Consider the following 24,227-nt stretch of genomic DNA (forward strand, 5'->3'; position numbering starts at 1 on the left):
CCGGCAGCCCCGGTGCCGCGCTTGTTGCACTACTCTATATCCCGTAATATCGAGGCTCTTTTGCCCATAAATTAATCAAACACGATGTCGAATAATTGCATGCGCCTGCTGATCCTGCTGTTCTGCTGTTTTTCCGGTTTCGCCACGGCGCAGAGTTACGAAAAACTCTACAGCGACTATCGCGGCAGCCTGTACCAGATCCGGTTGATTGAAAAATCCTCCAACTCCAAGGCCGGCCTGGGCTCCGGCTTCCAGATTTCCGCCAACGGCCTGATCGCCACCAACTATCACGTGGTGGCGGAAGCCGTGGGCGACCCGGACAAGTACCAACTGGAATACCTGTCGGTGGACGGCAAGCAGGGCTCGCTGACACTGCTGGATATCGACGTCGTCAACGACCTGGCGATCCTGCGCCAGGACCAGCCCGGTCCGGAATACCTGCAGCTGGCGGAAGTAACGCCGCAAAAAGGCGAGACCATTTTCTCCCTCGGCAATCCGCTGGATCTGGGCATGACCCTGATCCCCGGCACTTACAACGGTATCGCCGGCGGCAGCTTTTACGACCGCATTCACTTCTCCGGCTCGATCAATCCCGGCATGAGCGGCGGCCCCGCCATCAATGCCCAGGGCAAGGTGGTCGGCATCAATGTGGCGACGGCGGGCAACCAGGTGAGCTTCCTCGTCCCCGTCGACAAGCTGGCGCGACTCTACAAGAGTTTTCTCGCGCAGGGCGACAAGAAGGTCGACCTGCAGGCGGTGACGCACCGGCAGCTGCTGGCCAACCAGAATGCCATTATCACGCAGATACTAAATGCCGAGTGGAAACCGCGCGCACTGGGCGAGGCGATGGTGGTGGGTGAAATCGTCCCGGCCATCCAGTGCTGGGGCAACACCCAGGAAGAGGACGACAACCCGGTAACCCGTATCGACAAGGGCTGCACCGGCCAGGATGTCGTCTACCTGTCGGAAGACTTCAATACCGGCCGGGTGGAATACGAGTTCTTCTGGCTGCAGGCGGAAAATCTGCAGCCGTCGCGTTTTTACAGCGAATACGAACAGCAGATGAGTAACTTCTATCCCGGCAACAACGCCGGCGAGGATGACGTCACCAACTACCACTGCAACCAGGCCTTTACCTCCCAGCCCCGCGTGCGCGGCCCCGCGACCAAAGTAGAGGAAGAGGAAAAACCACCGAAACAGCAGGGGCCGGTCATCGCCCGCACCAGCTACTGCGTGCGCCGCTACAAGGAATTCCCCGATCTGTACGACATCTTTTACCTGAGCCTGAGCGTGGATCAGAAAAACCGCGCACTGGTCAGCCACTTTACCCTGTCCGGATTTACCCAGGAATCTGCCGAAGCGTTTACCGAGAAGTTCACGAGCGAGATCCAATGGCACTGATTATCGAAGAACTGAACCGCGCCCAGCACGTGCAGGCGCGCTACCGCATGGACGGCCAGCGCTTTACCCTGGGCCGCGGTTACAGCAATGACATTATCCTCGAAGATGTCCATGCCGATCCGCAACACGCGGAGATCGTGCGCGGTGACGACGGCTGCTATTACCTGCGCGATCTGGAAACCGTCAACGGCACCCAGCTGCTCGGCAACCGGCGCGACAAGGCGATCAAGGGCGGCGACATCTGCGAGCGCATGATCCTGTCCGGCGACGAAGTCCAGTTCGGCATGACCCACTTCCGCCTGACCGACAGCGAGACGGCCATGGCGCCAGCAGTACCGCTGCACTCGATGGAAAACCTGTTCGAGCGCCTGTCACATCCGGCGCTGGGCATCGGCCTGCTGCTGGCGGTTATCGGTTCCTTCCTGCTGATCAGCTATTTCAGCTCCGCGCAGGACTTCCAGTGGAATATCGCCCTCAACCTGATTGCCGGCACTGCCGTGGGACTGCTGGGCTACGCGGCGGCCTGGGCGTTTATTGGCCGCGTCGTGCGCCATGAGACCCAGTTCTTCACCCATCTCACCATCGCCGCCCTGGCCGCACTGGTCTATCTCGGCTGGGAGCGCATCAGCAACCTGCTGGATTTCAATTTCTCCATGGGCAGCGCCATTCCACTGCTGAACCTGGCGGTGTTGATGGTGGTGCTGCCGACAATGCTGTGGTGCGCCTGTTACCTTGCCACCAATATGGCTCCGCGCTGGCGCTGGGCCGTGGCCTTGTTAGTGCCGATCGGTTTCCTCGGGCTGGAGCTGGCAGACCAGGTAGGCAATATCCGCGACTTCAACGAGTCGCCGCAGATCTCCACCACGCTCAAGCACGACAACTGGCTGTGGCGCAAACCGGTGGCGATGGAGCAGTTCATCGAGGAATCACCGCAGTTGTTCGATATCCCCATCGACAAAGACGAGGGACATAAATCCAGCGAGGAAGCGGAGGTGGCCGCGCCGCCGGAAGACGGCGACAGCGCAATAGACAGAGCCTACCGGCAGATCGCGGGGGCAGCATCTTGAGCAATCCATTCTGGAGCCCGGCACTGTCACAGCTCGAACCCTATGTGCCCGGCGAGCAGCCCCGCGGCCGCAAGCTGATCAAGCTGAACACCAACGAAAACCCCTACCGGCCCTCGCTGCGCGCGCTGGAGGTGCTGGCGGACCCGCAACTGGCCGACGCCCTGCGCCGCTACCCGGACCCGGAATCGACTGACCTGTGCGCGGTGATCGCCGAGCAGTTCGGTGTGGACACCGAGCAGGTGTTTGTCGGCAACGGTTCCGACGAGGTGCTGGCCCACAGTTTTTACAGTTTCTTCCGCCGTGACGAGCCACTGCTGTTCCCGGATATTACCTACAGCTTTTATCCGGTGTACTGCCAGCTGTACGGCATCGGCTACCGCACGCCCGCGCTGCGCGACGATTTCAGCATTGCGGTGGCCGACTACGCCGGCCCCGCCGCCGGCGTGATACTGCCGAACCCGAACGCACCGACAGGGCGCTATCTGCCCCTGGCAGAAATCGAACAGCTGCTGCAGCTGCAGCCGGAGCGCGTGGTGGCCATCGACGAGGCCTATATCGATTTCGGCGGCGACAGCGCCGTGTCCCTGATCGACCGCTACCCGAACCTGCTGGTAATCCGCACCCTGTCCAAGTCCCACGCGCTTGCCGGCCTGCGCCTCGGCTATGCACTGGGCCAGGCACACCTGATCGAAGGACTGGATCGCACCAAAAACTCGTTCAACTCCTACCCGATCGACAGTGTCGCCCAGCGCCTCGGCGCCGCGGCAATCAGCGATAGCGCCTGGCTCGAAGAGAGCAGCGGCAAAGTTATTGCGACGCGCGAGCGCACAGCAGAGGCGCTGCGCGCCCTGGATTTCGACGTGGTGCCGTCGAAGGCCAACTTCCTGCTGGCCCGGCCGCGTGCCATCGGTGCCAAGGCCCTGTATCTGGCGCTGCGCGAGCGCGGCATCCTGGTGCGCTATTTCGACAAGCCGCGCATCGGCGATTACCTGCGCATCAGTATCGGCACCGACGCGGAGATGGATCAGCTGCTGGCCAGCTGCCGGGAAATCCAGACGGCGCCGGATGCTTCACAGACGCGCGGACAGGAGCCTCTATAATTTGCTCTGAATTGAGTAGTAGAGCGATTATGTTCAGACCAGTCCTACAGACCCTGTTATGCAGTGCCGCCCTGTTTGTGGCGGCCAATGCCAGTGCCGATAATCCCTGGGAGCAGGTCAAGCGCCCGTCGTCCCAGCCTTCCGACAGTATCGGCAACTACAGCAACGGCTGCGTTGCCGGCGCCGCCGAGATGCCCCTGCGCGGCGCGGGCTTCCAGGTGATGCGCAGCGACCGCGACCGCCGCTACGGCAATCCGGAGCTGATTCAGTTCCTCGAGGATCTGTCCACGCGGGTGGCCAACCGCGGCCTCGGCCGGCTGCAGATCGGCGACATGTCATTGCCCCGCGGCGGCCCCTTTTCCCACAGCAGCCACAAGAGCCACCAGACCGGCCTGGATGTGGATATCTGGTATTCCCAGGACGCCCGCGCCCTCAAGCGCCCGCTGACGCCATGGGAGCGCGAGCACGTCTCGGCGATACCGCTGGCGGACGACGACAAGAACCAGCTGATCGAGAAGAACTGGGACGCGATGAGCGACACAGTGCCGCAGATCCTGCGTCTGGTTTCCGAGGATCCGCGCGTCGAGCGCATCTTCGTGCACCCCTCGATCAAGCGAAAACTGTGCGATATTAGTGGCAGTGACAACAACTGGCTGCGCAAGGTGCGGCCCTGGTGGGGACACAGCTACCACTTCCACGTGCGCCTGGCCTGCCCGGACGGCGACAGGAACTGCAAACCCCAGCACCCTGTTACCCAGGCTGCCTGCGGCGCCGATCTGAACTGGTGGTTCAGTGACGAGTTCCTGGCGCTGCTGCACGGCACCGCACCGAAGAGCAAAAAACCCAAGCGCGAGCCGCCACCGATGCCCGCGCAATGCAATAAGGTATTGAGCGCGCCCGGTGCGCGCTCCGGCACGGACAGACAACCATGATCAACACCCTGCTAATTTGCGGCGGCGGCGGCAGTGAACACGAGGTGTCACTGCGCACGGCGGACTTTATCGAGAACCAACTGATCGACGTTGACGATATCGACCTGCTACGCGTGGAGATGGACGGCAACGGCCAGCTGCGCGACCGCGTCGGCCGCGTGCACGAGCTGGACCATGACCGCAAGCTGCGCTGTGGCGCCGAAACCTGGGAAGTGCACTACGTGATTCCGTCAATCCACGGTTATCCGGGCGAAACCGGCGACCTGCAGTCGATGCTGGAACTCTACGGCATTCCGTATTACGGCTGCGGACCCGAAGCGAGCAAGCTGTGCTTCAACAAGGTCACCACCAAGCTGTGGCTCAGTGCGCTGGGCATCGACAATACGCCCTACCAGTTTCTGTACAGCAACCATCCCGAGGAAACCGTCAAGGCCACCATGGCGTTGGCGGAGTGGGGCCAGGTTTTCGTGAAGGCATCCAACCAGGGCTCGTCGGTGGGCTGCTACAAAGTGACCAGCGAGGAGGAACTGCAGCAGGCGCTGGACGAGGCGTTTGCGCTATCGCCCTACGTGCTTGTGGAGAAGTGCCTGAAGGTACGGGAGCTGGAAGTGGCCGCTTACCGCTACGACGGTGAACTGGCGACCACGCCCCCGGGCGAGGTCTGCGCGCCCCCGGATACCTTCTACAACTACGAAGAGAAATATGCCGAGGGCAGCCGCGCCGTCACCCACGTGGAGGCCCAGGGTCTCAGCGAAGCGCAGCTCAACTGGATCGACATCGCGGCGCGGCGCGCCTTTGTGGGACTGCAACTGAAAGACCTGTCGCGGATCGATTTCTTCCTGACCGATGAAGGCGATATCTATCTCAACGAGGTAAACACCTTCCCCGGTATGACCCCGATTTCCATGTTCCCGAAAATGCTGGCCAACGCCGGCCACGACTTCAGCCAGTACCTGACCGGCCTGATTCGCGAGGCGGTATAGTCTCGCGCTGCGCATGGCAGTGCAGGAACAACCGCCACTGTTGGGATTCCTCGGGTACCCTAGCCCGCCTGCAGCCACCCCTCCTGTCGCGGACGGGAGAACTGGCCGCGTAAAAATTCCATCTGGTCTCCGCGAATCCGCTCGCTGTTGATCAGCGCCAGGTATTCCGCCGCATTGGGACAGAATGGCAAGGCGAGCAACTCCAGCTCGATATCCTGCAGCAGGTGATTGCCCTTGTGTTGATTACAGCGACGACAGGCGGTCACTACGTTCTCCCAGGCGTCACGACCGCCCTTGGAAACCGGGTGCACGTGGTCGCGGGTTAAATCGGCCGTATGGAACGTATTACCGCAGTAGAGGCAGGTGTGTGCGTCGCGATAGAAGAGCGCGCGGTTGGTCAGCGGCGGCCGCTTGCGCGGACGCGCCATCCGCTCGCCACCGCAGGCGATAATTGCCGCCAGGTCGAGGTGGGAGCGCTCACCCTGGCGGTTGATTCCACCATACACCCGCTGCACCACACCGCCCAGGGACCAGGTCACCAGGTCCCGCACATAGAGACAGGCCGCCTCCTGCCAGTTCAACCACTCGAGAGGCTGGCCCGCCAGATTCAGGCGCAGTATTTTCGCTTGCATCACTCCACTTCCCCTTCAATGGCACCATAAATAACGGCACAGGTCACGGCAGCGACCACCGCACTGACCAAAATTCGGTCGCGCAGTCGCAAGACCACCTGCGCCGGATTCACGCACAACGCACGCACATCACGGTAAAAAGCCACACAAAAAAGCCCCACAGGCGAACCGGCGGGGCTTTCGTAAAAATTCAGGGGTGAAGAGGGTATTGCCCGCCAATGCATTGGAGGCTGGATGGCTGCGGGCATGTCTGGCACTGACTTACTGAATGCGTCACCCTCCGCCGGCACGGTAAAAATTTGGCCGGATTGCAGTGATTAAAGCGGATAATTGTTTCAATTTCCAGACAGACAGTGTGACCCAGGCTTTGTTAGCGTTACCCGGAAACTGACGAAACATTCAATCGTGACGAGAATCCCGACGCGGAAGTATTCCGGTGGTGACAAAAACAGAATTTGCAGAATTTGAACGGGGCGGGAAGGTACAGCCAAAATATGTCCGTACCGCATATAAAACATCGCCCGGGCGATCCAGCCCGGGCGGTGCGTCTCACAGGATGTTGCCAATTTCCTTTTGGCGAGCGGCGCAATCCCTTTCTCCCTTGCCGCTTTGGTGCAGTCCCTTGTGCGTCCTTGCAATTTAATTATGGCAATTCACGGGAGAATGGCTATAGGCAATTGGCTGAAAATCGTGTGCGAGATAACGCACATGGAAAGGCGGCAGGCAGGTGGGATCAGATAATTTCCGTACCCCATTTAAAACACCGCCCAGGCAATCCGGCCCGGGCGGTGCGTCTCACAGGATGGTGCCAAATTCCTTTTGGCGAGCGGCGCAGTCCCTTTATCCCTTGCCGCTTTAGTGCAGTCCCTTGTGCGTCCTTGCAATTTCATTATGGCAATTCACGGAAAAATGGCTAGGGGGAATCGGCTGAATTTCGTGTGCGAGATATCTCACAGGGTTGCGAAATATCCCACGTCGTGAGCACGACCGGGACGGGAGGCACCGCATGTGGTAAAACTGGCGCCTGTAATTAGGACGCGACCACTATAGCCACTTTTGTTACGGGATCAATCTCCATCGTGAAAAGCCTGTTGAAATACACGCTAATTTTTTTACTTGCCCTCGGTGCGGGTATCACGACAGTCATCATTTTCGCGCCGGGCATCAGCGTGCCCTGGAAACAATTGACCGGTGGCGCGAGGACGGACATTGAAACTGTAGACAACCAACTGCACACCGTTCCGGGATATCACGTGCAACTGTTTGCCGACAAGGTACCCAATGCGCGCTGGCTGGCGGTCACCCGCCACGGCGACCTGATCGTGTCTCAACCCAAGCGCGGCCAGGTAACGCTGCTCAAAGCCGACGAAAATCGCGACGGGCGCGCCGACGGCCAGCGCGTGCTCATCGATGGCCTGCGCCGCCCGCACGGACTCTTCCTGTACGAGGACTGGCTGTATATCGCCGAGAGTGACGGCGTCGGCCGCGTGCCTTTCGACCACTCCGACGGCCGACTCGCCGGCAGCTACCAGAAAATTGTCAGCGGCCTCGGCGACGAGGGAAATCACTGGACCAAGACCATCGCCATGGGCCCCGACGGCTGGGTTTACCTGAGCAGTGGCTCCACCTGCAACGTGTGTATCGAGAAGGATCCGAGGCGCGCCACCATCATGCGTTTCCGCCCCGACGGCAGCGACCTGCAGATTTACGCTACCGGGCTGCGCAACAGCGTCGGCTTCGACTGGTCGCCCAAGGACGGCAATCTCTACGCCACTGACAACGGCCGCGACTGGCTCGGTGACGACTTCCCGCCGTGCGAACTCAACCGCATCGAAAAAGGCGGCTTTTACGGATGGCCGTACGCCAATGGCAATCGTGTACCGGATCCGGATTTCGGCGTCGACGCGAGTGCGGATATCCGGCAAAAGATCGCCGATTCGATCCCGCCGGTGCACGACTTCCCGGCGCACAATGCACCGCTCGGCATCACTTTCCTGCGCAGCCCCGCCCAGCCCGACGCGTACCGCGACGCCGCACTGGTGGCGCTGCACGGCTCCTGGAACCGCACCACCAAGGACGGCTACAAGGTTGTCTCGCTACATTGGGACGGGCGCGGCAATATCCACCAGAAGGACTTCCTGTGGGGCTTCCTCGGGGCTGACCGCAAAGAGGTATACGGCCGGCCAGTAGCTATCGCCGAAGACGCCAGTGGCAATATCTATATTTCCGACGACTACGCCGGTGCCATTTACCGGGTCTCCCCCGGCGAGGGCGAATCGACCACGGCCGCCCCGGATAAACCCCGTATACAGGCTCCGCACAAGCCCCTCGCCATCGACAGTGGCGCTGCCCGGCGCGGCGAGGAACTGTACCAGCGCTACGGCTGCGCCCGCTGCCACGCCGAACAGGTGAAGCTGCGGGACCTGGCGGACAAATACAGCCTGCAGGGCCTGGCGGACTACTTCGATACACCGACGCCGCCGATGCCCAACTACGGCTTCAGCGCAGCGCAGAAGCGCGCCCTGGCGCATTACCTGATGTCCCGTGAGGTCGGCGCCGCGGCGCCGCTGAAAGACGCAGGGCTCCAACGCAATTGACCCCTTACCCGCCAGCGGCTAAGGTTGCCGCGCGCGGCGGCAGTCGACGATCTACAGTGAGCGTCGCGATAAACAGAGGCAGGAACTCATGGCAGCAAAAAAGCAATCGGCAACCTTCGAGCAGGCACTGGAAGAACTGGAGCAACTGGTCGACCGACTGGAGGCCGGTGATCTGCCGCTGGAAGAGGCTCTGGCCGACTTTGAGCGCGGCGTGAAACTCACTCGCGAATGCCAGCAGAAACTCGCCAGCGCCGAACAGAAGGTCAAGGTATTGATGGAAGAGAGCGGCCAGGTACGCGAACTGCCCTTCGATAGTGACGACAGCGCGGAAGACGCCGAGTGACAGACCGCCCCACCATGTCTCCGCAACTGCGGGAATTCCTGCAGCAGGCCGCCGGCCGCGTGGAAGAAACCCTGAACGCGGCGCTCGCCGAGCGTATCGCCGGCGCCGAGGCCCTGCTCGCCGCCATGCACTACGCCGCCCTCGGCCCGGGCAAGCGCCTGCGCCCGGCCCTGGTCTATGCCTGTGCGCGTACCCTGCGCGGTGACCGGTTCGACCCGGCGCACTGCGATGCGGCCGCCGCTGCGCTCGAATGCGTGCACGCCTATTCACTGGTGCATGACGACCTGCCCGCCATGGACGACGACGACCTGCGCCGCGGCCGCCCCACCTGCCATATCAAGTTCGACGAGGCCACGGCGATTCTCGCCGGCGATGCGCTGCAGACCCGCGCCTTTGAACTGCTGCTGGACAGCGACGCCGACAGCGCGCTCAAGCTGCAGCTGCTGGGCGAACTCGCCCACGCCTCCGGTGCCCGCGGGATGGTCGCCGGCCAGGCAATCGACCTGGCCGCGGTGGACCACACGCTGGCCCCGGCACAACTGGAGCAGATGCACCGCCTCAAGACCGGTGCCCTGATTCGCGCCAGCGCCCGTATGGGTGCACTCCTCGGCGGTGCCGACGACAGCCAGCTTGCCGCGATCAGCCGCTATGCGGAGGCCATCGGCCTGGCGTTCCAGGTCCAGGATGACATCCTCGATGTCACCGCCGACACCGCCACCCTGGGCAAGACCCAGGGCGCCGACGCGGCCCGCAACAAGCCGACCTACGTCTCGCTGCTCGGCCTCGACGGCGCGCGCGACAAGCTCGCCGGGCTGCACCGCGAAGCGCTCGATGCACTGGCAGAGCTCCACGGCGACAGCGACCTGCTGTGCCAGCTGGCGGACTATATTGTCCAGCGCAGCCACTGACGGCGGCGAATCGTCGGTAACGGCAGTCAGCCGCGAATACATTTGTCCGCCTGGTCACACCCAGCCGGCAGCAACCAGAGGCGGACAGCGGCGCTCACCAGTCGCGCGCTTCTGCCCAACCGGGATGCAATCTGCCCGTCACAGGCATACAATCCCTTTTCTATCGATCAGTTGCACTTGATACGTTTGATGTTCGACGAAATTCCACGCACACGCCCGCAGACACCGCTGCTGGACACCATCGACGAGCCGGCGCAACTGCGCGCCCTCGATGAACGGCAGCTGCCGGAGCTCGCCAGCCAGCTGCGCGAGTACCTGCTGTACTGCGTCGGCCAGACCGGCGGGCACTTTGGCGCCGGCCTGGGTGTCGTGGAGCTGACCATTGCCCTGCACTACATCTATAACACGCCGGAAGACCGGCTGGTGTGGGATGTGGGGCACCAGACCTATCCGCACAAGATCCTTACCGGACGCCGCGAGCAGATGCTGACGATGCGCCAGCAGGGCGGCCTGTCCGGCTTTCCCAAGCGCAGCGAGAGCCCCTACGACACCTTCGGCGTCGGGCACTCCAGTACCTCCATCAGCGCGGCGCTGGGCATGGCGCTGGGATCCCCGGACGAGCGCAAGACTGTCGCCGTGATCGGCGATGGCGCCATGACCGCGGGTATGGCCTTCGAGGCGCTGAACCACGCCGCACACACCGGCAAGGACATGGTCGTCGTCCTCAATGACAACCGTATGTCGATCTCCAAGAATGTCGGTGGCCTGGCGACCTATTTCGCCAAGATCCTCGCCAGCAAGACCTACCTGAGCATGCGCGAGGGCAGCCGCAAGATCCTGTCGGCGATCCCCAAGGCCTGGCAGCTGGCGCGGCGCACCGAGGAACACGTCAAGGGCATGATCACCCCCGGCACCCTGTTCGAGGAGCTGGGCTTCAATTACGTCGGCCCGCTGGACGGTCACAATGTGCACGACCTGGTGCACACGCTGCGCAACCTGCGCAACCAGCGCGGCCCACAGCTGCTGCACATCGTCACCACCAAGGGCAAGGGCTTCGGCCCCGCCGAAGCGGATCCCGTGGGTTACCACGCGTTGAACAAGCTCGAGCCGGAACCCAAGGTGCAGGTCGCAGTGCCCAGTGAGAAGAAACTGCCCAAATACCAGGATATTTTCGGCCAGTGGCTGTGCGACACCGCCGAGCAGGACGACAAGCTGATCGCCATTACCCCCGCCATGTGCGAGGGCTCCGGCATGGTGGAATTTGCCGAGCGCTTCCCCGAGCGATTCCACGACGTGGCTATCGCCGAACAGCACGCGGTGACCCTGGCCGCCGGCCTCGCCTGCGAGGACCAGAAGCCGGTCGTGGCCATCTACTCCACCTTCCTGCAGCGCGGTTACGACCAGCTGGTGCACGACGTGGCCATCCAGGACCTGGACGTGACCTTTGCCATCGACCGCGCCGGACTCGTCGGCGAGGACGGCCCTACCCACGCCGGCAGCTTCGACCTGACCTATATGCGCTGCCTGCCGAACATGGTGATTGCAGCACCGAGCGACGAGAACGAGTGCCGCCAGCTGCTCTATACCGCCTATGAACACAAGGGCCCCGCCGCGGTACGCTACCCGCGCGGCACCGGCACCGGCGCGAAAATTGAACAAGAAATGAGCGTCCTGCCCCTGGGCAAGGGCCGCCCGATACGCGACGGCGCCGACGTGGCCATCCTGAATTTCGGTACCCTGCTGGCCCCGGCCCTCGAAGCCGCGGAACAGCTCGGCGCCACGGTGGTGGATATGCGCTGGGTCAAACCTCTGGACGAAGCGCTGATCGATCAGCTCGCCACCAACCACCGGCTGCTGGTGACCCTCGAGGAAAATACCGTGGCCGGCGGCGCCGGCAGTGCCGTTATGGAATATCTCAACAGCACCGGTACCCTGGTGCCGCTGTTGCAGCTGGGCCTGCCCGACAAGACCATCGAGCACGGCAAGCACAAAGATCTGCTCGCGGCCATCGGCCTCGACGCCGCCGGTATCGAGGAGCAGATCCGCAAGCGCCTGCTACTGCTCGACGGCAAGCACTTCAACGGACAGGCTGCCGCCTCCTGCTGACCCCGTTCAGCCGGCCGCCCCGGCACACTGTCCGACCGCGGGTGACCGGCGCAGTTGCGCGGTTGTACCGGTGACTCGCGACGTACCGGCCGAGGGCCGGCAGCGGCATTTCTCCGCGCCGCACTCCCTATCCGGGTGGGCGACCTCCCGGAAATACAATAACCCGCGCCAACGCTTGAACCCGACTTCGACCAAGGGGGGACGCATGTCCTTGTTCAATAAATTCCTGCTGGCCGGCCTCGGCCTGGCAGCCGCCACCGGCGCCTCGGCCATGGATGAAAAAGCCTTCAACCAGGCCATCGATGCCCTGCCCAAGAAAAGCCACGCCAGTGAGGACCTGAAAGCCCTGCAGGACCTGCGCTACCGCTGGATCATGGAAAGTTTTCCGGAAAGAGCCACTTACGAGGGCTATGCCGGCGTCAACGATCGCTGGACCGACTATTCGAAGGAAGGCATCAAGCGCCGCCAGGATCAGACCCGCCGACTGCTCGCTGCCAGCCGTCATATCCACGACGCGCAACTGCCGGAATCCGAGCACCTGGACTACCAGCTGCTGTACCAGGACCTGCTTTCCGACGTTAAGGGCTTCCAGTTCCCCGACCAGCTGTTACCGCTCAACCATATGGACGGCATCCAGCGCAATGTACCCTCGGTACTGGAGAGCATGCCGCACCGCACCGTCGCGGACTACGAGATCATCCTGGCGCGCCTGGAAAAGCTGCCGGCACTGGTGGAACAGACCGAAACGCTGATGCGCAAGGGCCTGAAAAAGAAAATCACCCCGCCGCAGATTACCCTGCGAGAACTGCCGGAGCAGATCCGCGCCCTGATCCCCGAAGACCCCAAGCAGAGCCCGCTGCTGAAAGTCTTCCATGAAATGCCCGCTTCCATTGCCCCGGCCCGCCGCCAGCGCCTGCAACAGCGCGCCTACGCCGTCTACCACAAGTCCCTGGTACCGGCCTGGCGCGCCATGGCGGAGTTTGTCGAGCGCGATTACATTCCCGGCGCCCGCGTGGATATCGCCTTTACCAGTATGCCCGACGGCATGCGCTGGTATGCACACAAGGTGCGCGTTGCCACGACGACCTCACTGAGCCCGGAGCAGATCCACGAAATTGGCCTCGCCGAGGTAAAGCGCATTCGCGCTGAAATGGACAAAGTGATTGCCAGCACCGGTTTCCAGGGAGACTTCAAGGCATTCACCGACTTCCTGCGCACGGATCCGCGCTTTTATTACACCGACAAGGAAGAGCTACTGCGCGGTTACCGCGATATCGCCAAGCGCATCGACGGCGAACTACCAAGCGAGTTTGGCAAGCTGCCGCGCCTGCCCTACGGCGTGAAGCCGATCCCCGCCTACTCGGAGAAATCCCAGACCACCGCCTACTACATGCCCGGCTCCAATGAGGCCGGCCGCGCCGGAACCTTCTACGCCAATACCTACGATCTCGCCAGCCGCCCGAAATGGGAAATGGAAGCGCTGACGATGCATGAGGCGGTACCCGGTCACCACCTGCAAATCGCCCTGGCCCAGGAGCAGTCGGACCTGCACCCGTTGCGCCGCATCGGCGGTTACACCGCGTTTGTCGAAGGCTGGGCCCTCTATTCGGAAAGCCTGGGCAAGAACCTGGGCATGTACCGGGATCCCTACAGCGAATTCGGTGCACTCAGCTACGATATGTGGCGCGCCGTGCGCCTGGTGGTGGATACCGGCATGAACCAGTTGGGCTGGAGCCGCGAGCAGGCGATCGATTACTTCATGGACAACAGTCCCAAGCCCAAACACGACATCGTCGTCGAGATCGATCGCTACCTGGCCTGGCCGGGCCAGGCGCTGGCCTACAAACTCGGGCAGCTGAAGATCAAGGAACTGCGCTCGAAAACGGAACAGGCGCTGGGTAGCCGTTTCAACGTGCGCACCTTTCACGACGAACTGCTGAGTGCCGGTGCACTGCCACTGAACCTGCTGGAAACCCGTATGAACAACTGGATCGCAACGCAGGAAAACGACGCGGCCCAGACCAAACCGCAACCCGCACCCGTACCGGCCCCAACGAGCGAAATCACATCGAGCTGATCGCGGAGTATTGGAAAAGGCTATCCATGCCTTTTCCAAGCGGTCTTGCACAGCACCTTCACAACAGATGAAGCAATGGTCCGCTTCACTTGCTGCCCGAACATTTCTGTTCGGGTTGGCAGCCAGCTAATCCCCTCGCACCTTGCGTTGCCGCGCGTGTTCCTGCACGCCGCGGTAGAACTGCCCCAGCGCGCGGCTATCGGCGCGACGCTGTGCCAGGGTGCGATTGTTGCGCACGACTTCCCGCGATAGCTTTTGCCAGTTGAGCAGGCGCCGCTCATCGATTTTGCCGGCGTCGATCGCCGCCCGCACCGCACAGCCGGGTTCGGATGCGTGGCCACAGTCGGCGAAGCGGCACTGCATTGCCAGATCACCGATTTCATCAAAGGTCTCATCCAGGCCCCGCTCCACCGCAGCCAGGCCCAGTTCGCGCATACCCGGACTATCCAGCAGCAAAGCGCCACCAGGCAGCGGGTAGAGCGCGCGGTGACGCGTGGTATGGCGACCCTTGTCGTCCGCTGCGCGGATCGCCCCGGTCACAGCCACGTCGGCGCCGCCGAGCGTATTCAGCAGCGTCGATTTACCCACGCCGGAGGAGCCGAGCAGTGCCAAGGTCTCACCGGCACCGTACCACTGGCGCAAGGGGGCGACGCTGGCGGGATCCAGCGCGTTGACCAGCACCACCGGCAACTCGCGCAGGGACTGCAATGCATCCAGGTATTCGGCCGGATCCGCACATAGATCCGCCTTGGTCAGTACCAGGTGCGGGCGGCAACCCGCCTCCTGCACCAGGGCCAGGTAGCGCTCGATACGCGACAGGTTGAAATCCTGGTTGCAGGAAGTGACGATCAACACGCTGTCGACGTTGGCCGCAATCAGCTGCAGCCGGCCAGCGCCTGGGGCCATGCGCTGGAAGCGGCTACTGCGCGTCAGGCGCCGCAGCGGTTTGCGACTTTCCCGCTCCAGCAGTAGCCAGTCCCCCACCGTGGGACGCCGATCCACTTCACTGGCGAGCAGCGCGCCGGACAGCGGCAGGACTTCCTCCCCTCTCTCCCCGGCAACTTCCAGTTGGCTGCGGTGCACGGCCATGACGCGGACCGGGACACAGTCGGTCAGTTCTTCCAGTGTCAGCTGTTGCTGGAAAAAAGGTTTCCAGCCCAGCTGCTGCATTGGCGCCTGCGCGCGATCGGCGGTGCTACCGACAACAGGTACAGTGGTGCCGCGCCCGATGCGGGGCCGGCGTGATACGAGTGATTTACTCAAGGTTTTACACCCTCTGGGCGCCTATGGCGCAAAACAACCGCTCCTCTTAGAGCGATCAACAGGGCTTCCGGTAGTGGGGAAACCCGACGGTTAGGAGAGATCCTGGTTGCCGGGCAAAAAGCGTTTAGCTTTGAGAGGCCCGGCGAAGGCTGACTACAATCATGTGCGTTCCTCCGCTGGTAGTTGGTGAATAATTGCCCGAAATTTAGCACTGCCATCAGACCCGCGCAAGCGGCATCCGACAGGAAATGGCAAAGATTTTCACGGCCGCGCCGATGGTATCCGGGCATGGGATTCGGAGAGTGAATCGAGTGAAACAGGGAAAAGAAAAACCCCAAAAAAGAAAAGCCGGCGTAAGCCGGCCTTCACATCCGATTGCAACCAGTGCATCACCTTTCTCGACTCGCAACAATCTGATGTTTCGAGTATAGACCCCCGGGGAATTTCCGCTGGCGCCTAACTCGAGTGAAAGCATCGCTCGAGCAGATTGCTACGCCGTTACGTTTTTATAAATTTTTTGTGACAGCTGTCACCACCTATTCGGCCCTCCATCACACACGTTCTCCGCCCCCCGGGGTGGGAGGCCGCCACACCATCCCCTGGGTTTCAATAGCATTCGGGGAAAGGTGCAGTACCCCGCGCCACCGCCTGTGAGCGAATAACAATAATCCAGGGGTCACATACCATGCGATCGATGAATCCGATGGCCGCATCACTGCGCGCCCAACTACTACTCTCCGGCCTGCTGATGGCCGTCAATCTTCCGGCGCTCAGCGCCGACACCCCCGACCCGCTCGCGGTCAATATACCCGGCACTGTCCAGAGTCCGATCGGCTGTCCCGGTGACTGGCAACCGGAATGTGCCGCGAGCATGCTCGACTACGACAGTACCGACGACAAATGGCAGGGCCATTTCTTTATTCCGGCGGGCAACTGGGAATACAAGGCGGCACTGAATAACAGCTGGGACGAAAACTACGGCCAGGGCGCCTGGCGCAACGGTGCCAATATCCCGCTCAGTCTCGCCGGCGGTCGCGAGGTGAAGTTTTACTACGACCACGAAAGCCACTGGATTACCGATAACGTCAACAGCACCATCGCCACCGTGGCCGGCAATTTCCAATCGCAGCTCGGCTGCCCCGGCGACTGGCAGCCGGACTGCCTGCGCAGCTGGATGCAGGATACCGACGGCGACGGCATCTACACCTTTGTCACCAGCGCGCTGCGCGCCGGCAACTACGAGTTCAAGGTAGCGCTGAACGAGGGCTGGAGTGAAAGCTACGGCCTTGGCGGTGCCAATGTCCCGTTTACCGTGGCTGCCGACGGCGATGAAATTTATTTCGCGTTCAATACGGCCACCAAACAGGTCAGCGCCAGTGCGGATGGTATTCCCCACGGCGACCTGACCCAGCAACGCGCGCACTGGATCGATAGTGCCACCTTCGCCTGGAACATCACGCTGCAACCCGGCGACACGGTCAAACTGCATTACAGTGCCACCGCCGACCTGCAACTGGGCAGCGACAATGTCAGCGGCGACGGTGAAGTGGAGCTGCAAGCCTCCGCCCTGCCCGCTGCCGCACAGGAAAAATTTCCCCATCTCGCCGGTTACACGGCGCTGCAACTGCCTGCGGATGCACCGCCGATAGAGACACTGGCGCGCGACCAGCTGGCCCTGGCGCTCTATGACAGCGAGGGCAAGGTGCGCGACGCCACCGGCATTCAACTCGCCGGCATGCTGGACGACCGTTTTTCCTACGGCGGCAGCCTTGGCGCCCAGGTCGAAAGCGGTAGTATCCATCTGGGCCTGTGGGCGCCGACCGCGCGCTCGGTCAAACTGCACCTGTACAATGACGCCGCACAGTCGCAGGCCGATGCCATCGTGCCGATGCATTTCGACGCGGATACCGGTGTCTGGTCCGCCGACGTCGGCAGCGAGTGGAACCGACGCTTCTACCTGTACGAAGTCGAGGTCTACTCCTACTTCAGCCAAGCAGTGGAAACCAACCTGGTCACCGACCCCTATTCCCTCAGCCTGTCGACCAACAGCCGCAAGAGCCAGATCGTCAATCTCGACGACCGCGACCTGAAACCCCGCGGCTGGGACCACCTGCACAAGCCGAAGCTGCGCCAACCCGAAGACATGGCGATTTATGAACTGCACGTGCGCGACTTCAGTATCCGCGATGACAGTGTGCCGGCGGACGAGCGCGGCACCTTCGCCGCATTTGCCGAACGCAACAGCCGCGGCATGCACCACCTCGCCTCCCTGGCCCACGCCGGCCTTACCCATGTGCACCTGCTGCCGGCCTTCGACTTCGCCACCGTGGACGAAGACCGCACAAAACAACAGCAGACACAGGACCTCTCGCTCTACGCACCGGACAGCTCTGAGCAGCAGGCCGCCGTCAATGCCGTGCGCGACAGCGATGGTTTCAACTGGGGCTATGACCCGCTGCATTACACAGTGCCCGAGGGCAGCTACAGCACCAACCCCGATGGCACAGCGCGCATCCGCGAGTTCCGCGAGATGGTGCAGGGACTGTCGCGCGCAGGACTGCGGGTGGTGATGGATGTGGTCTACAACCACACCAGTTCCTACGGCCAGTACGACAATTCCATTCTCGATAAAATCGTGCCTGGCTATTACCACCGCCGCAATGCCGACGGCGGCGTGGAGATGAGCAGCTGCTGCGCCAACACCGCCAGCGAACACACGATGATGGAAAAGCTGATGCTCGATTCCATGCTGACCTGGGCGCACGCCTACAAGGTGGACAGCTTCCGCTTCGACCTGATGGGTCACCACAGCCGCGCCAACCTTCTCAGGGCCCAGGCAGCGCTACAGGCACTGACAGAAGCCGCAGACGGCGTCGATGGCAGTGCGATCTATCTGTACGGCGAGGGCTGGAATTTCGGTGAAGTTGCTGACGATGCGCGCTTTGTACAGGCGCGCCAGGCCAACATGGCCGGCACTGGCATCGGTACCTTCAACGATCGCCTGCGCGACAGCGTGCGCGGTGGCAATCCGTTCGGCGGTTACGCTGAACAGGGCTTCGGCAACGGCCTGTTTACAGACAGCAATGGCAACTTTGGTTTAGACGGGGGAGGTTCAGACGAACGCGCGACCCTGCTGACGCTGGCCGACAAGGTACGCATCTCCCTGGCCGGCAACCTGGCGGACTACCCTTTGACCGACTCCCACGGCAATGCGATCACCGGCGCCCAGCTGATCTACAACGGCCAGCCCACCGGCTACACCGCGGACCCGCAGGAGTCGATCAATTATATTGCTGCCCACGACAACGAAACCCTGTTCGACGCCATTCAGGTCAAGGCCAACACCAGCGCCTCACTGGCCGAAAGGGTGCGCATGCAGGTATTCAGCAACTCGCTGGTTCTCTTCGGACAGGGCATTCCGTTTATCCACGCCGGGCAGGATTTCCTGCGCTCCAAGTCCATGGACCGCGACAGCTACAACTCCGGCGACTGGTTCAATGCGCTGGACTTCAGTTTCGCTGGCGGCAACTGGGGCGCGGGTCTGCCGATTGCAGACAAGAACGAGGACAAGTGGCCGCTGATGGCCCCGCTGCTGGCCAATCCGGCGCTGGCGCCGCAGCGCGCCCACCGCCTCTGGTCGACCGCGCTGTTCCACGAACAACTGGCGATCCGCCACAGCTCCCCGCTGTTCCGCCTGCCGACGGCAGAGGCGATCGAAAAACACCTGAGCTTTCTCAATACCGGTCCGGAACAGGTGCCGGGCCTGATCGCCATGCAGCTCGAAGATCCGAACGGCGAATATGACCGCCGCTACGAGCGCATCCTTGTGCTGTTCAACGGCGATGACGACGCCGTCGAATTTACCAGCGATGCGCTGCGCGGCGTGCGTCTCCAGCAACATCCTCTGCAACGTGGCTCTGCAGACGCGCGACTACGCAATGTGCGTTTCGATCGCGATAGCGGCAGCTTCACTTTGCCCGGGCGGACCACCGCAGTAATGGTCAAGTACCGCGGCTCGCACTGACCAGGCAACAGCCCCTCCCCCCCACTGGGCCGGCTTTGCGCCGGCCCTTTTTTATTTGGCTGTTTCTATTGGCGCCTCTCAACGCCTCCCGTTGCCACGCAGCCCCAAGGCGACAACGCTGGATCGCTGCCCGGAGCCCCTCGTCGATTCGTGGCGCTCTTACCGTATCCGATCACACTGTGCTGTAATTCAGTCGACCGCGTCGTCCGGCAGTTACCCGGCGCGTCAAAAGCGGCAGGCAATTGCTGGCGCCATCCTGATACTCACAGGACCCGTTTTCCACTGGCTAAAGACCCGGAGAACTCACGGATGAACCTATTGTTAAAACTCCTTTTTGGTGGCGTTTTCACTCTGCTTTGCGCTGCCAATGGTCACGGCGCCGATGCCGGCCCAACGGAGGCGGAAAAGGTCAGTGCCATCCAGGGAGTTCAGACGACTGGCGTTACTGTTAGCAGTTCCGGCAGGATATTCACCAACGCACCCAACTGGCGGGAAGGTGTGCCGTTTGCGGTAGCGGAGGTCCATCCGGACACCGGCGAGTACCGCCCCTATCCCGATGCCTCAATGAACCGCTGTGTGGCCAATAGCAAGGCCCTGGACAATTGCTTTCTGGCAGTGCAGTCCGTGGTGGCCGATGGTGGCAGGCTCTACGTCCTCGACACGCGCAACCCGAGATTTCGGGGCGTGATAGACGCACCGCGTATTTTTGTTTTCGACCTCAGCAGCAACAAACTGGAGCGCGTGCTACTACTCAGCGACGCTGCCTTTCACCCCGATTCCTATATCAATGATCTGCGCATCGACAAATCGGCGAGCCGGATATACATGACGGATTCCAACCACCCGGGACTGGTGATTTACAACCTGGCGAACGGGGAGAGTTATCGGGCGCTCAACAATCACAAGAGCACAAGGGCGGAGCGAGATCACCTGGTCATTGATGGCAAGCCCTGGCGGAATACGGTGCACAGCGACGGCATTGCCCTTGACCGCAAAAACCAGGTGCTCTACTTCCATGCACTGACCGGTTACACCCTATATGCGATCGACACCCGCTACCTGGAGCCGGGTCGCGACGCCGCCGAGCACGTGCGCAAGGTGGCAACGACCAGCGCTCCTGATGGCATGATCCTGGACCAGCGGGGCAACCTCTACTTTGCCGACCTGGAAAATCACAAGGTCCTCTACCGCGATCCCAAGGGCGAGACCCATGTCCTCGTGCAAGGCGACAAGGTCCGCTGGGCCGACTCGTTCAGCATCCACGACGGCATGCTGTATTACACCAATAGCCACATCAACGAAGCCAAGGGCCCTATCGATGATATGGAATTTGAGATCTATCGCGTGCCCTTACCGGGCCGATGAGCGGCCCGCCCAAACCTTGCGCTCATTCAGGACGGTTAAGTCCGCAGCGACGTTGATTGTCTCTGCGGCTCATTGACGGCGATAGGGAGGGGTTCGCCGAAAAGAAAAAGGAATGGCTCACGACTCGGAGCCATCGTCCTCCTCATCCTGGAGCAGGTGTCCGAGTTTGCCTTTTTTGGTAGACAGGTATTTGACGTTGTGGGGGTTGCGCCCGGTCTGGTGCGGAAGACGCTCGGCGACCTCGATACCCAGTTGTTCCAGCGCGGTAACCTTGCGCGGATTGTTTGTCATCAGGCGCACGGATTTGATATGCAGGTGATCGAGCATGGCTTTCAAAATCGAGTAGTCGCGCATGTCGGCACCGAAGCCCAATTGTTCATTGGCCTCCACGGTGTCCGCACCACAGTCCTGCAAGTGGTAGGCGCGGATCTTGTTCAACAGGCCGATGCCGCGGCCTTCCTGGCGCAGGTAAAAAATCGCCCCGCGCCCTTCCACGGCAATGCGGTGTAGCGCGTGCTGTAACTGGGCGCCGCAGTCGCAACGCAGGGAGAATAGCGCGTCGCCGGTCAGGCACTCGGAGTGGATGCGGGACAGCACCGGCTCATCGGTATCCACGTCCCCCATGGTAAGCACCAGGTGCTCTTTGCCGGTTTCCACTTCCTCGAAACCGTGCATCGCAAACATGCCCCAGGGAGTGGGCAGTTTTGAGGATTCCACGTAGCGAATGGTCAAGTTGTTACCTCTGCTTCCTACGGGCGGCGGCAGTATTTGCCGTGCACCCGGTCAAATCAGTCGCGCGCGCGCAGGATCAGAACGCCGCGCTGCTGTTCCATATCCACCCGGCTGAGAAAACTGTTGCCGAGCAGTGTGATCTGGGGAAAGTCGCTGCCCTGTACCGTTGCCTCCACATTGTGCAGCTTGATGCCACCGATGGTGACGGTATCCAGGGTCAAGCGGTAAGCCTGGGTCACGCCGTTGGCCGTGGACACCTGGATCGGCCGCGCGCGATCGAGATTCAATCCCAGCCTGCGCGCCGTCGGATAGTTGAAGGCGATACTGGTCGCGCCGGTATCGACCATCATCGGCACGCGCCGGCCGTTCACCCAGGCGCTGGTACTGTAATGTCCGCGGCTATCCGGCGTCAGGCGCACTTCGGCGCGCTCGCTGCGGGAGTAGTTGCTCGCGATCGGCGCATCCAGCGTCAGCTTCTGTACCTTGCCGTTGACACTGATGCGTGCGTAATGGGTGGTGGTTTCCAGCAATCGGACGCCCTCGGGAGATTTCTGCCCGGCTCTCAGCAGGCGCTGCTCCCCATCGATCTCGAGCATTGCGCTGCTGCCGAACAACCCCTTGAGCTGGACCTGTTGCGCCACCGCTGCCAGCGGTATCAGGCACAACAGCGCGATCAGAATTTTCCGCATTGATTGCCTACCCTTTCCGAGTCCCTACCCCATCCATAGAGCGGTCAGCTGCAGTATCACAGCCGCATATACGGCAGCCAGTATATCGTCGAGCATAATTCCCACACCACCGTGCACCCGCCGGTCCACCCAGCCAATCGGCTGCGGCTTGGCGATATCAAACAGGCGGAACAGCACGAACCCGTACAGGGCCCAGCCCCAGCCAGCCGGCGCCATGAACATGGTGAGCCAGTAGCCCACCATTTCGTCCCAGACGATCCCACCGTGATCGTGCACCCCCAGCGCACGCGAGGCCGCGCCACACAGGTAAAACCCGACCACGGCGGCAACCGCCACCACGGCCAGATACCAGAGCGGCGGCAGCGGCTGCAGCAGCCACCAGAACGGCAGCGCCATCAGCGTACCAAAGGTTCCGGGCGCCTTCGGCGACAGGCCAGAACCGAAGCCAAAAGCCAGCAACAATGTTGGGCTGCGTAGCAGCTGGTTGACGCTCGGGTTTTGCATTATCGGTATCTGTTCAGTTCTGTCGGCGCGCGGCCGTGATCAAAAATGCTGGTAACCGGCTGCTGCCGGCGTCCAGGTCTCACCGCGCAACTGCGCGCGCACTTCCGGCGTTCCCTCTGCCGCCACCAGCGTGCCGATCCGCACCGCGTCGAGTCCCAGCGCTTCCAGCGCCGCAATCTGCGCCTGCGGTACCGTAAAGCACAGCTGGTAATCGTCACCGCCAGTCGCGGCCAGTTCCAGTGCCCGCGCTTCATCCAATTCCCGCGCTAGCCCGGCCACAGGTACGGCTTCGAGGTCGACCTCGGCGGTCACGCCACTGGCGCGGCAGATATGCCCCAGATCCGCCAGCAGGCCGTCGGAAATATCCACCGCGCTGCTGGCGATGACGCCGATAGCGGCGGCGGTCTTCAGCTGGGGCTCCGGACAAAAATAGGCGGTCTCCGCCCGCTGCCGGTCAGCATTGCTTACCGATCGCTGCCCCAGTATCACCGGCAGCGATGCCGCGGCGGCACCTAGGGGGCCACTCACGTAGATGGCATCGCCGGCGCCAGCGCCGTCGCGGCGCAGGGGGGCACCGCTGCTGCCGGTCACCTGGATGGTGATCGACAGGGGACCGCGGGTAGTATCACCCCCAACGAGGGCGACACCGTATTCCCGTGCCGTCTCCAGCAAGCCGTCGGCGAATGCCTGCAGCCAGTCGGCATCGCTTTCTGGCAGCGTCAGCGCCAGGGTAAACCACAAGGGCCGCGCGTTCATCGCCGCCAGATCACTCACGTTGACCCGCAGCGCGCGGCTCGCAATCAGCCCTGCATTGGCGCCGGCGGGAAAGTGCCGGTCCGCTACCAGCGTATCCACGCTGGTGGCGAGCAACTCACCGGCGGGCGGCTGCAGCAGGGCGCAGTCGTCGCCAATCCCGAGCACCACCCCTTCGCCGCTCGGGGCGCGACTGAAGTAGTTGCGGATAATGTCGAATTCGCCGGGACCGGGCACGCTTGCACTTACTTCTTGTCGGCAGCCACTTCCGCAGCGCGGAGATCCGCCGCGGTTTTGTCGAGAATGCCGTTAATAAATTTATACGCGTCGGTGGGGCCAAACTTCTTGGCCAACGCCACGGACTCGTTGATCACCACTTTATAGGGTACGTCGATACGGTTTTTCAGTTCGTAACTGGCCATGCGCAGCAGCGCGCGGGACACCGGGTCCAGCTCATCGACACCGCGGTCCAGGTGCGGGGTGAATGCGCCCTCCACGTCGTCGAGGTTTTTCGCCACGCCGTGGAACAGGTCGCGGAAGTACTCGACGTCTGTTTTGCTCATATCGTTGTCGGCGTGAAATTCGGCCTCGATTGCATTGAGGCTGGCGCCGGCCATCTGCCACTGGTAGAGCGCCTGCATGGCGTAGTGGCGCGCCTTGCGGCGCGCGGATGCGGTAACGGTCATTGGTTAATCCGATGATTACCTCAAGGGCACCATTAACATTGGCACCCTGAAGTGTTTTTCAAAAT

20 protein-coding genes are annotated in these 24,227 nt (G+C 62.0%); 12 read left to right on the forward strand and 8 right to left on the reverse strand.

Features of this window, described 5'->3' with window-relative positions:
* Positions 1-84: 84 nt before the first annotated feature.
* The 5 genes from IG168_RS03185 to IG168_RS03205 are packed head-to-tail and all read left to right on the forward strand — an operon-like array spanning position 85 to position 5,483.
* Positions 85-1,401, forward strand: coding sequence for a S1C family serine protease (locus tag IG168_RS03185; RefSeq protein WP_193161708.1), 1,317 nt, complete (start codon positions 85-87; stop codon positions 1,399-1,401).
* Complete coding sequence (locus IG168_RS03190) at positions 1,392-2,468, forward strand: FHA domain-containing protein (protein WP_193161709.1); 1,077 nt, start codon at positions 1,392-1,394, stop codon at positions 2,466-2,468. Before IG168_RS03185 ends, IG168_RS03190 begins: the two co-directional genes overlap by 10 nt.
* Positions 2,465-3,568, forward strand: coding sequence for a histidinol-phosphate transaminase (gene hisC / locus IG168_RS03195; RefSeq protein WP_193161710.1), 1,104 nt, complete (start codon positions 2,465-2,467; stop codon positions 3,566-3,568). Before IG168_RS03190 ends, hisC begins: the two co-directional genes overlap by 4 nt.
* Before the next feature lie 29 nt (positions 3,569-3,597).
* Positions 3,598-4,500 (forward strand): penicillin-insensitive murein endopeptidase, encoded by a 903-nt coding sequence (mepA, locus tag IG168_RS03200; protein ID WP_193161711.1) that lies wholly within the window; start codon positions 3,598-3,600, stop codon positions 4,498-4,500.
* Positions 4,497-5,483, forward strand: a complete 987-nt coding sequence (locus tag IG168_RS03205) for a D-alanine--D-alanine ligase (protein WP_193161712.1) — start codon at positions 4,497-4,499, stop codon at positions 5,481-5,483. The genes mepA and IG168_RS03205 overlap by 4 nt, the downstream gene beginning before the upstream one ends.
* A gap of 59 nt (positions 5,484-5,542) precedes the next feature.
* On the opposite strand, the gene IG168_RS03210 is transcribed toward IG168_RS03205, so the two are convergent.
* Both IG168_RS03210 and IG168_RS03215 read right to left on the reverse strand, forming a co-directional pair.
* Positions 5,543-6,115 carry an HNH endonuclease gene (locus IG168_RS03210; RefSeq protein WP_193161713.1) on the reverse strand — a complete coding sequence of 191 codons (573 nt, stop codon included), beginning with the start codon at positions 6,113-6,115 and terminating at the stop codon, positions 5,543-5,545.
* Positions 6,115-6,261 (reverse strand): hypothetical protein, encoded by a 147-nt coding sequence (locus tag IG168_RS03215; protein WP_193161714.1) that lies wholly within the window; start codon positions 6,259-6,261, stop codon positions 6,115-6,117. The genes IG168_RS03210 and IG168_RS03215 overlap by 1 nt, the downstream gene beginning before the upstream one ends.
* Positions 6,262-7,194: 933 nt before the next feature.
* Here IG168_RS03215 and IG168_RS03220 point away from each other — a divergent pair.
* The 5 genes from IG168_RS03220 to IG168_RS03240 all read left to right on the forward strand — a co-directional run bounded on the left by IG168_RS03220 (position 7,195) and on the right by IG168_RS03240 (position 14,146).
* Positions 7,195-8,712, forward strand: a complete 1,518-nt coding sequence (locus IG168_RS03220; RefSeq protein WP_319024648.1) for a PQQ-dependent sugar dehydrogenase — start codon at positions 7,195-7,197, stop codon at positions 8,710-8,712.
* An 88-nt stretch (positions 8,713-8,800) separates the two neighbouring features.
* Complete coding sequence (gene xseB, locus IG168_RS03225) at positions 8,801-9,055, forward strand: exodeoxyribonuclease VII small subunit (RefSeq protein WP_193161715.1); 255 nt, start codon at positions 8,801-8,803, stop codon at positions 9,053-9,055.
* Between the two features lie 14 nt (positions 9,056-9,069).
* The gene (locus tag IG168_RS03230) at positions 9,070-9,963 is read left to right on the forward strand and encodes a polyprenyl synthetase family protein (RefSeq protein WP_193161786.1); all 894 of its coding nucleotides are present in this window, start codon (positions 9,070-9,072) and stop codon (positions 9,961-9,963) included.
* 189 nt (positions 9,964-10,152) lie between these two features.
* Complete coding sequence (gene dxs / locus IG168_RS03235; protein ID WP_193161716.1) at positions 10,153-12,069, forward strand: 1-deoxy-D-xylulose-5-phosphate synthase; 1,917 nt, start codon at positions 10,153-10,155, stop codon at positions 12,067-12,069.
* 205 nt (positions 12,070-12,274) lie between these two features.
* Positions 12,275-14,146, forward strand: coding sequence for a DUF885 domain-containing protein (locus IG168_RS03240; protein ID WP_193161717.1), 1,872 nt, complete (start codon positions 12,275-12,277; stop codon positions 14,144-14,146).
* A 126-nt stretch (positions 14,147-14,272) separates the two neighbouring features.
* Here IG168_RS03240 and rsgA read toward each other — a convergent pair whose 3' ends face one another.
* The gene (gene rsgA / locus IG168_RS03245) at positions 14,273-15,409 is read right to left on the reverse strand and encodes a ribosome small subunit-dependent GTPase A (RefSeq protein WP_226876489.1); all 1,137 of its coding nucleotides are present in this window, start codon (positions 15,407-15,409) and stop codon (positions 14,273-14,275) included.
* A 685-nt stretch (positions 15,410-16,094) separates the two neighbouring features.
* Here rsgA and pulA point away from each other — a divergent pair.
* Both pulA and IG168_RS03255 read left to right on the forward strand, forming a co-directional pair.
* The gene (gene pulA / locus IG168_RS03250; protein WP_193161718.1) at positions 16,095-19,433 is read left to right on the forward strand and encodes a pullulanase-type alpha-1,6-glucosidase; all 3,339 of its coding nucleotides are present in this window, start codon (positions 16,095-16,097) and stop codon (positions 19,431-19,433) included.
* Between the two features lie 309 nt (positions 19,434-19,742).
* Complete coding sequence (locus tag IG168_RS03255; protein ID WP_193161719.1) at positions 19,743-20,798, forward strand: L-dopachrome tautomerase-related protein; 1,056 nt, start codon at positions 19,743-19,745, stop codon at positions 20,796-20,798.
* Between the two features lie 117 nt (positions 20,799-20,915).
* Here the strand turns inward: IG168_RS03255 and ribA are convergent, their stop codons facing one another.
* Genes ribA through nusB form a run of 5 tightly spaced genes read right to left on the reverse strand, consistent with a single transcriptional unit; the run spans position 20,916 to position 24,162 of the window.
* Entirely contained in the window at positions 20,916-21,530 is a 615-nt protein-coding gene (gene ribA, locus IG168_RS03260; protein WP_193161720.1) for a GTP cyclohydrolase II, read from the reverse strand.
* A gap of 56 nt (positions 21,531-21,586) precedes the next feature.
* The gene (locus IG168_RS03265; RefSeq protein ID WP_193161721.1) at positions 21,587-22,219 is read right to left on the reverse strand and encodes a retropepsin-like aspartic protease family protein; all 633 of its coding nucleotides are present in this window, start codon (positions 22,217-22,219) and stop codon (positions 21,587-21,589) included.
* Between the two features lie 24 nt (positions 22,220-22,243).
* Positions 22,244-22,723 (reverse strand): phosphatidylglycerophosphatase A family protein, encoded by a 480-nt coding sequence (locus tag IG168_RS03270; RefSeq protein WP_193161722.1) that lies wholly within the window; start codon positions 22,721-22,723, stop codon positions 22,244-22,246.
* A 39-nt stretch (positions 22,724-22,762) separates the two neighbouring features.
* Entirely contained in the window at positions 22,763-23,713 is a 951-nt protein-coding gene (thiL, locus tag IG168_RS03275; protein ID WP_193161723.1) for a thiamine-phosphate kinase, read from the reverse strand.
* A gap of 8 nt (positions 23,714-23,721) precedes the next feature.
* Positions 23,722-24,162 (reverse strand): transcription antitermination factor NusB, encoded by a 441-nt coding sequence (nusB, locus tag IG168_RS03280; protein WP_193161724.1) that lies wholly within the window; start codon positions 24,160-24,162, stop codon positions 23,722-23,724.
* Positions 24,163-24,227 lie beyond the last annotated feature (65 nt).

Origin of the sequence: Microbulbifer hainanensis (assembly GCF_014904735.1) — a bacterium.
GTDB classification, from domain to species: domain Bacteria; phylum Pseudomonadota; class Gammaproteobacteria; order Pseudomonadales; family Cellvibrionaceae; genus Microbulbifer; species Microbulbifer hainanensis.

Excerpts from the sequence above, each read along its gene's own strand:
- IG168_RS03185 (WP_193161708.1), top strand. The coding sequence starts at position 85 with ATGTCGAATAATTGCATGCGCCTGCTGATCCTGCTGTTCTGCTGTTTT.
- IG168_RS03190 (WP_193161709.1), top strand. The coding sequence starts at position 1,392 with ATGGCACTGATTATCGAAGAACTGAACCGCGCCCAGCACGTGCAGGCG.
- mepA (WP_193161711.1), top strand. The coding sequence starts at position 3,598 with ATGTTCAGACCAGTCCTACAGACCCTGTTATGCAGTGCCGCCCTGTTT.
- IG168_RS03205 (WP_193161712.1), top strand. The coding sequence starts at position 4,497 with ATGATCAACACCCTGCTAATTTGCGGCGGCGGCGGCAGTGAACACGAG.
- IG168_RS03210 (WP_193161713.1), bottom strand. The coding sequence starts at position 6,115 with ATGCAAGCGAAAATACTGCGCCTGAATCTGGCGGGCCAGCCTCTCGAG.
- xseB (WP_193161715.1), top strand. The coding sequence starts at position 8,801 with ATGGCAGCAAAAAAGCAATCGGCAACCTTCGAGCAGGCACTGGAAGAA.
- IG168_RS03230 (WP_193161786.1), top strand. The coding sequence starts at position 9,070 with ATGTCTCCGCAACTGCGGGAATTCCTGCAGCAGGCCGCCGGCCGCGTG.
- dxs (WP_193161716.1), top strand. The coding sequence starts at position 10,153 with ATGTTCGACGAAATTCCACGCACACGCCCGCAGACACCGCTGCTGGAC.
- IG168_RS03240 (WP_193161717.1), top strand. The coding sequence starts at position 12,275 with ATGTCCTTGTTCAATAAATTCCTGCTGGCCGGCCTCGGCCTGGCAGCC.
- pulA (WP_193161718.1), top strand. The coding sequence starts at position 16,095 with ATGCGATCGATGAATCCGATGGCCGCATCACTGCGCGCCCAACTACTA.
- IG168_RS03255 (WP_193161719.1), top strand. The coding sequence starts at position 19,743 with ATGAACCTATTGTTAAAACTCCTTTTTGGTGGCGTTTTCACTCTGCTT.
- IG168_RS03265 (WP_193161721.1), bottom strand. The coding sequence starts at position 22,219 with ATGCGGAAAATTCTGATCGCGCTGTTGTGCCTGATACCGCTGGCAGCG.
- IG168_RS03270 (WP_193161722.1), bottom strand. The coding sequence starts at position 22,723 with ATGCAAAACCCGAGCGTCAACCAGCTGCTACGCAGCCCAACATTGTTG.
- nusB (WP_193161724.1), bottom strand. The coding sequence starts at position 24,162 with ATGACCGTTACCGCATCCGCGCGCCGCAAGGCGCGCCACTACGCCATG.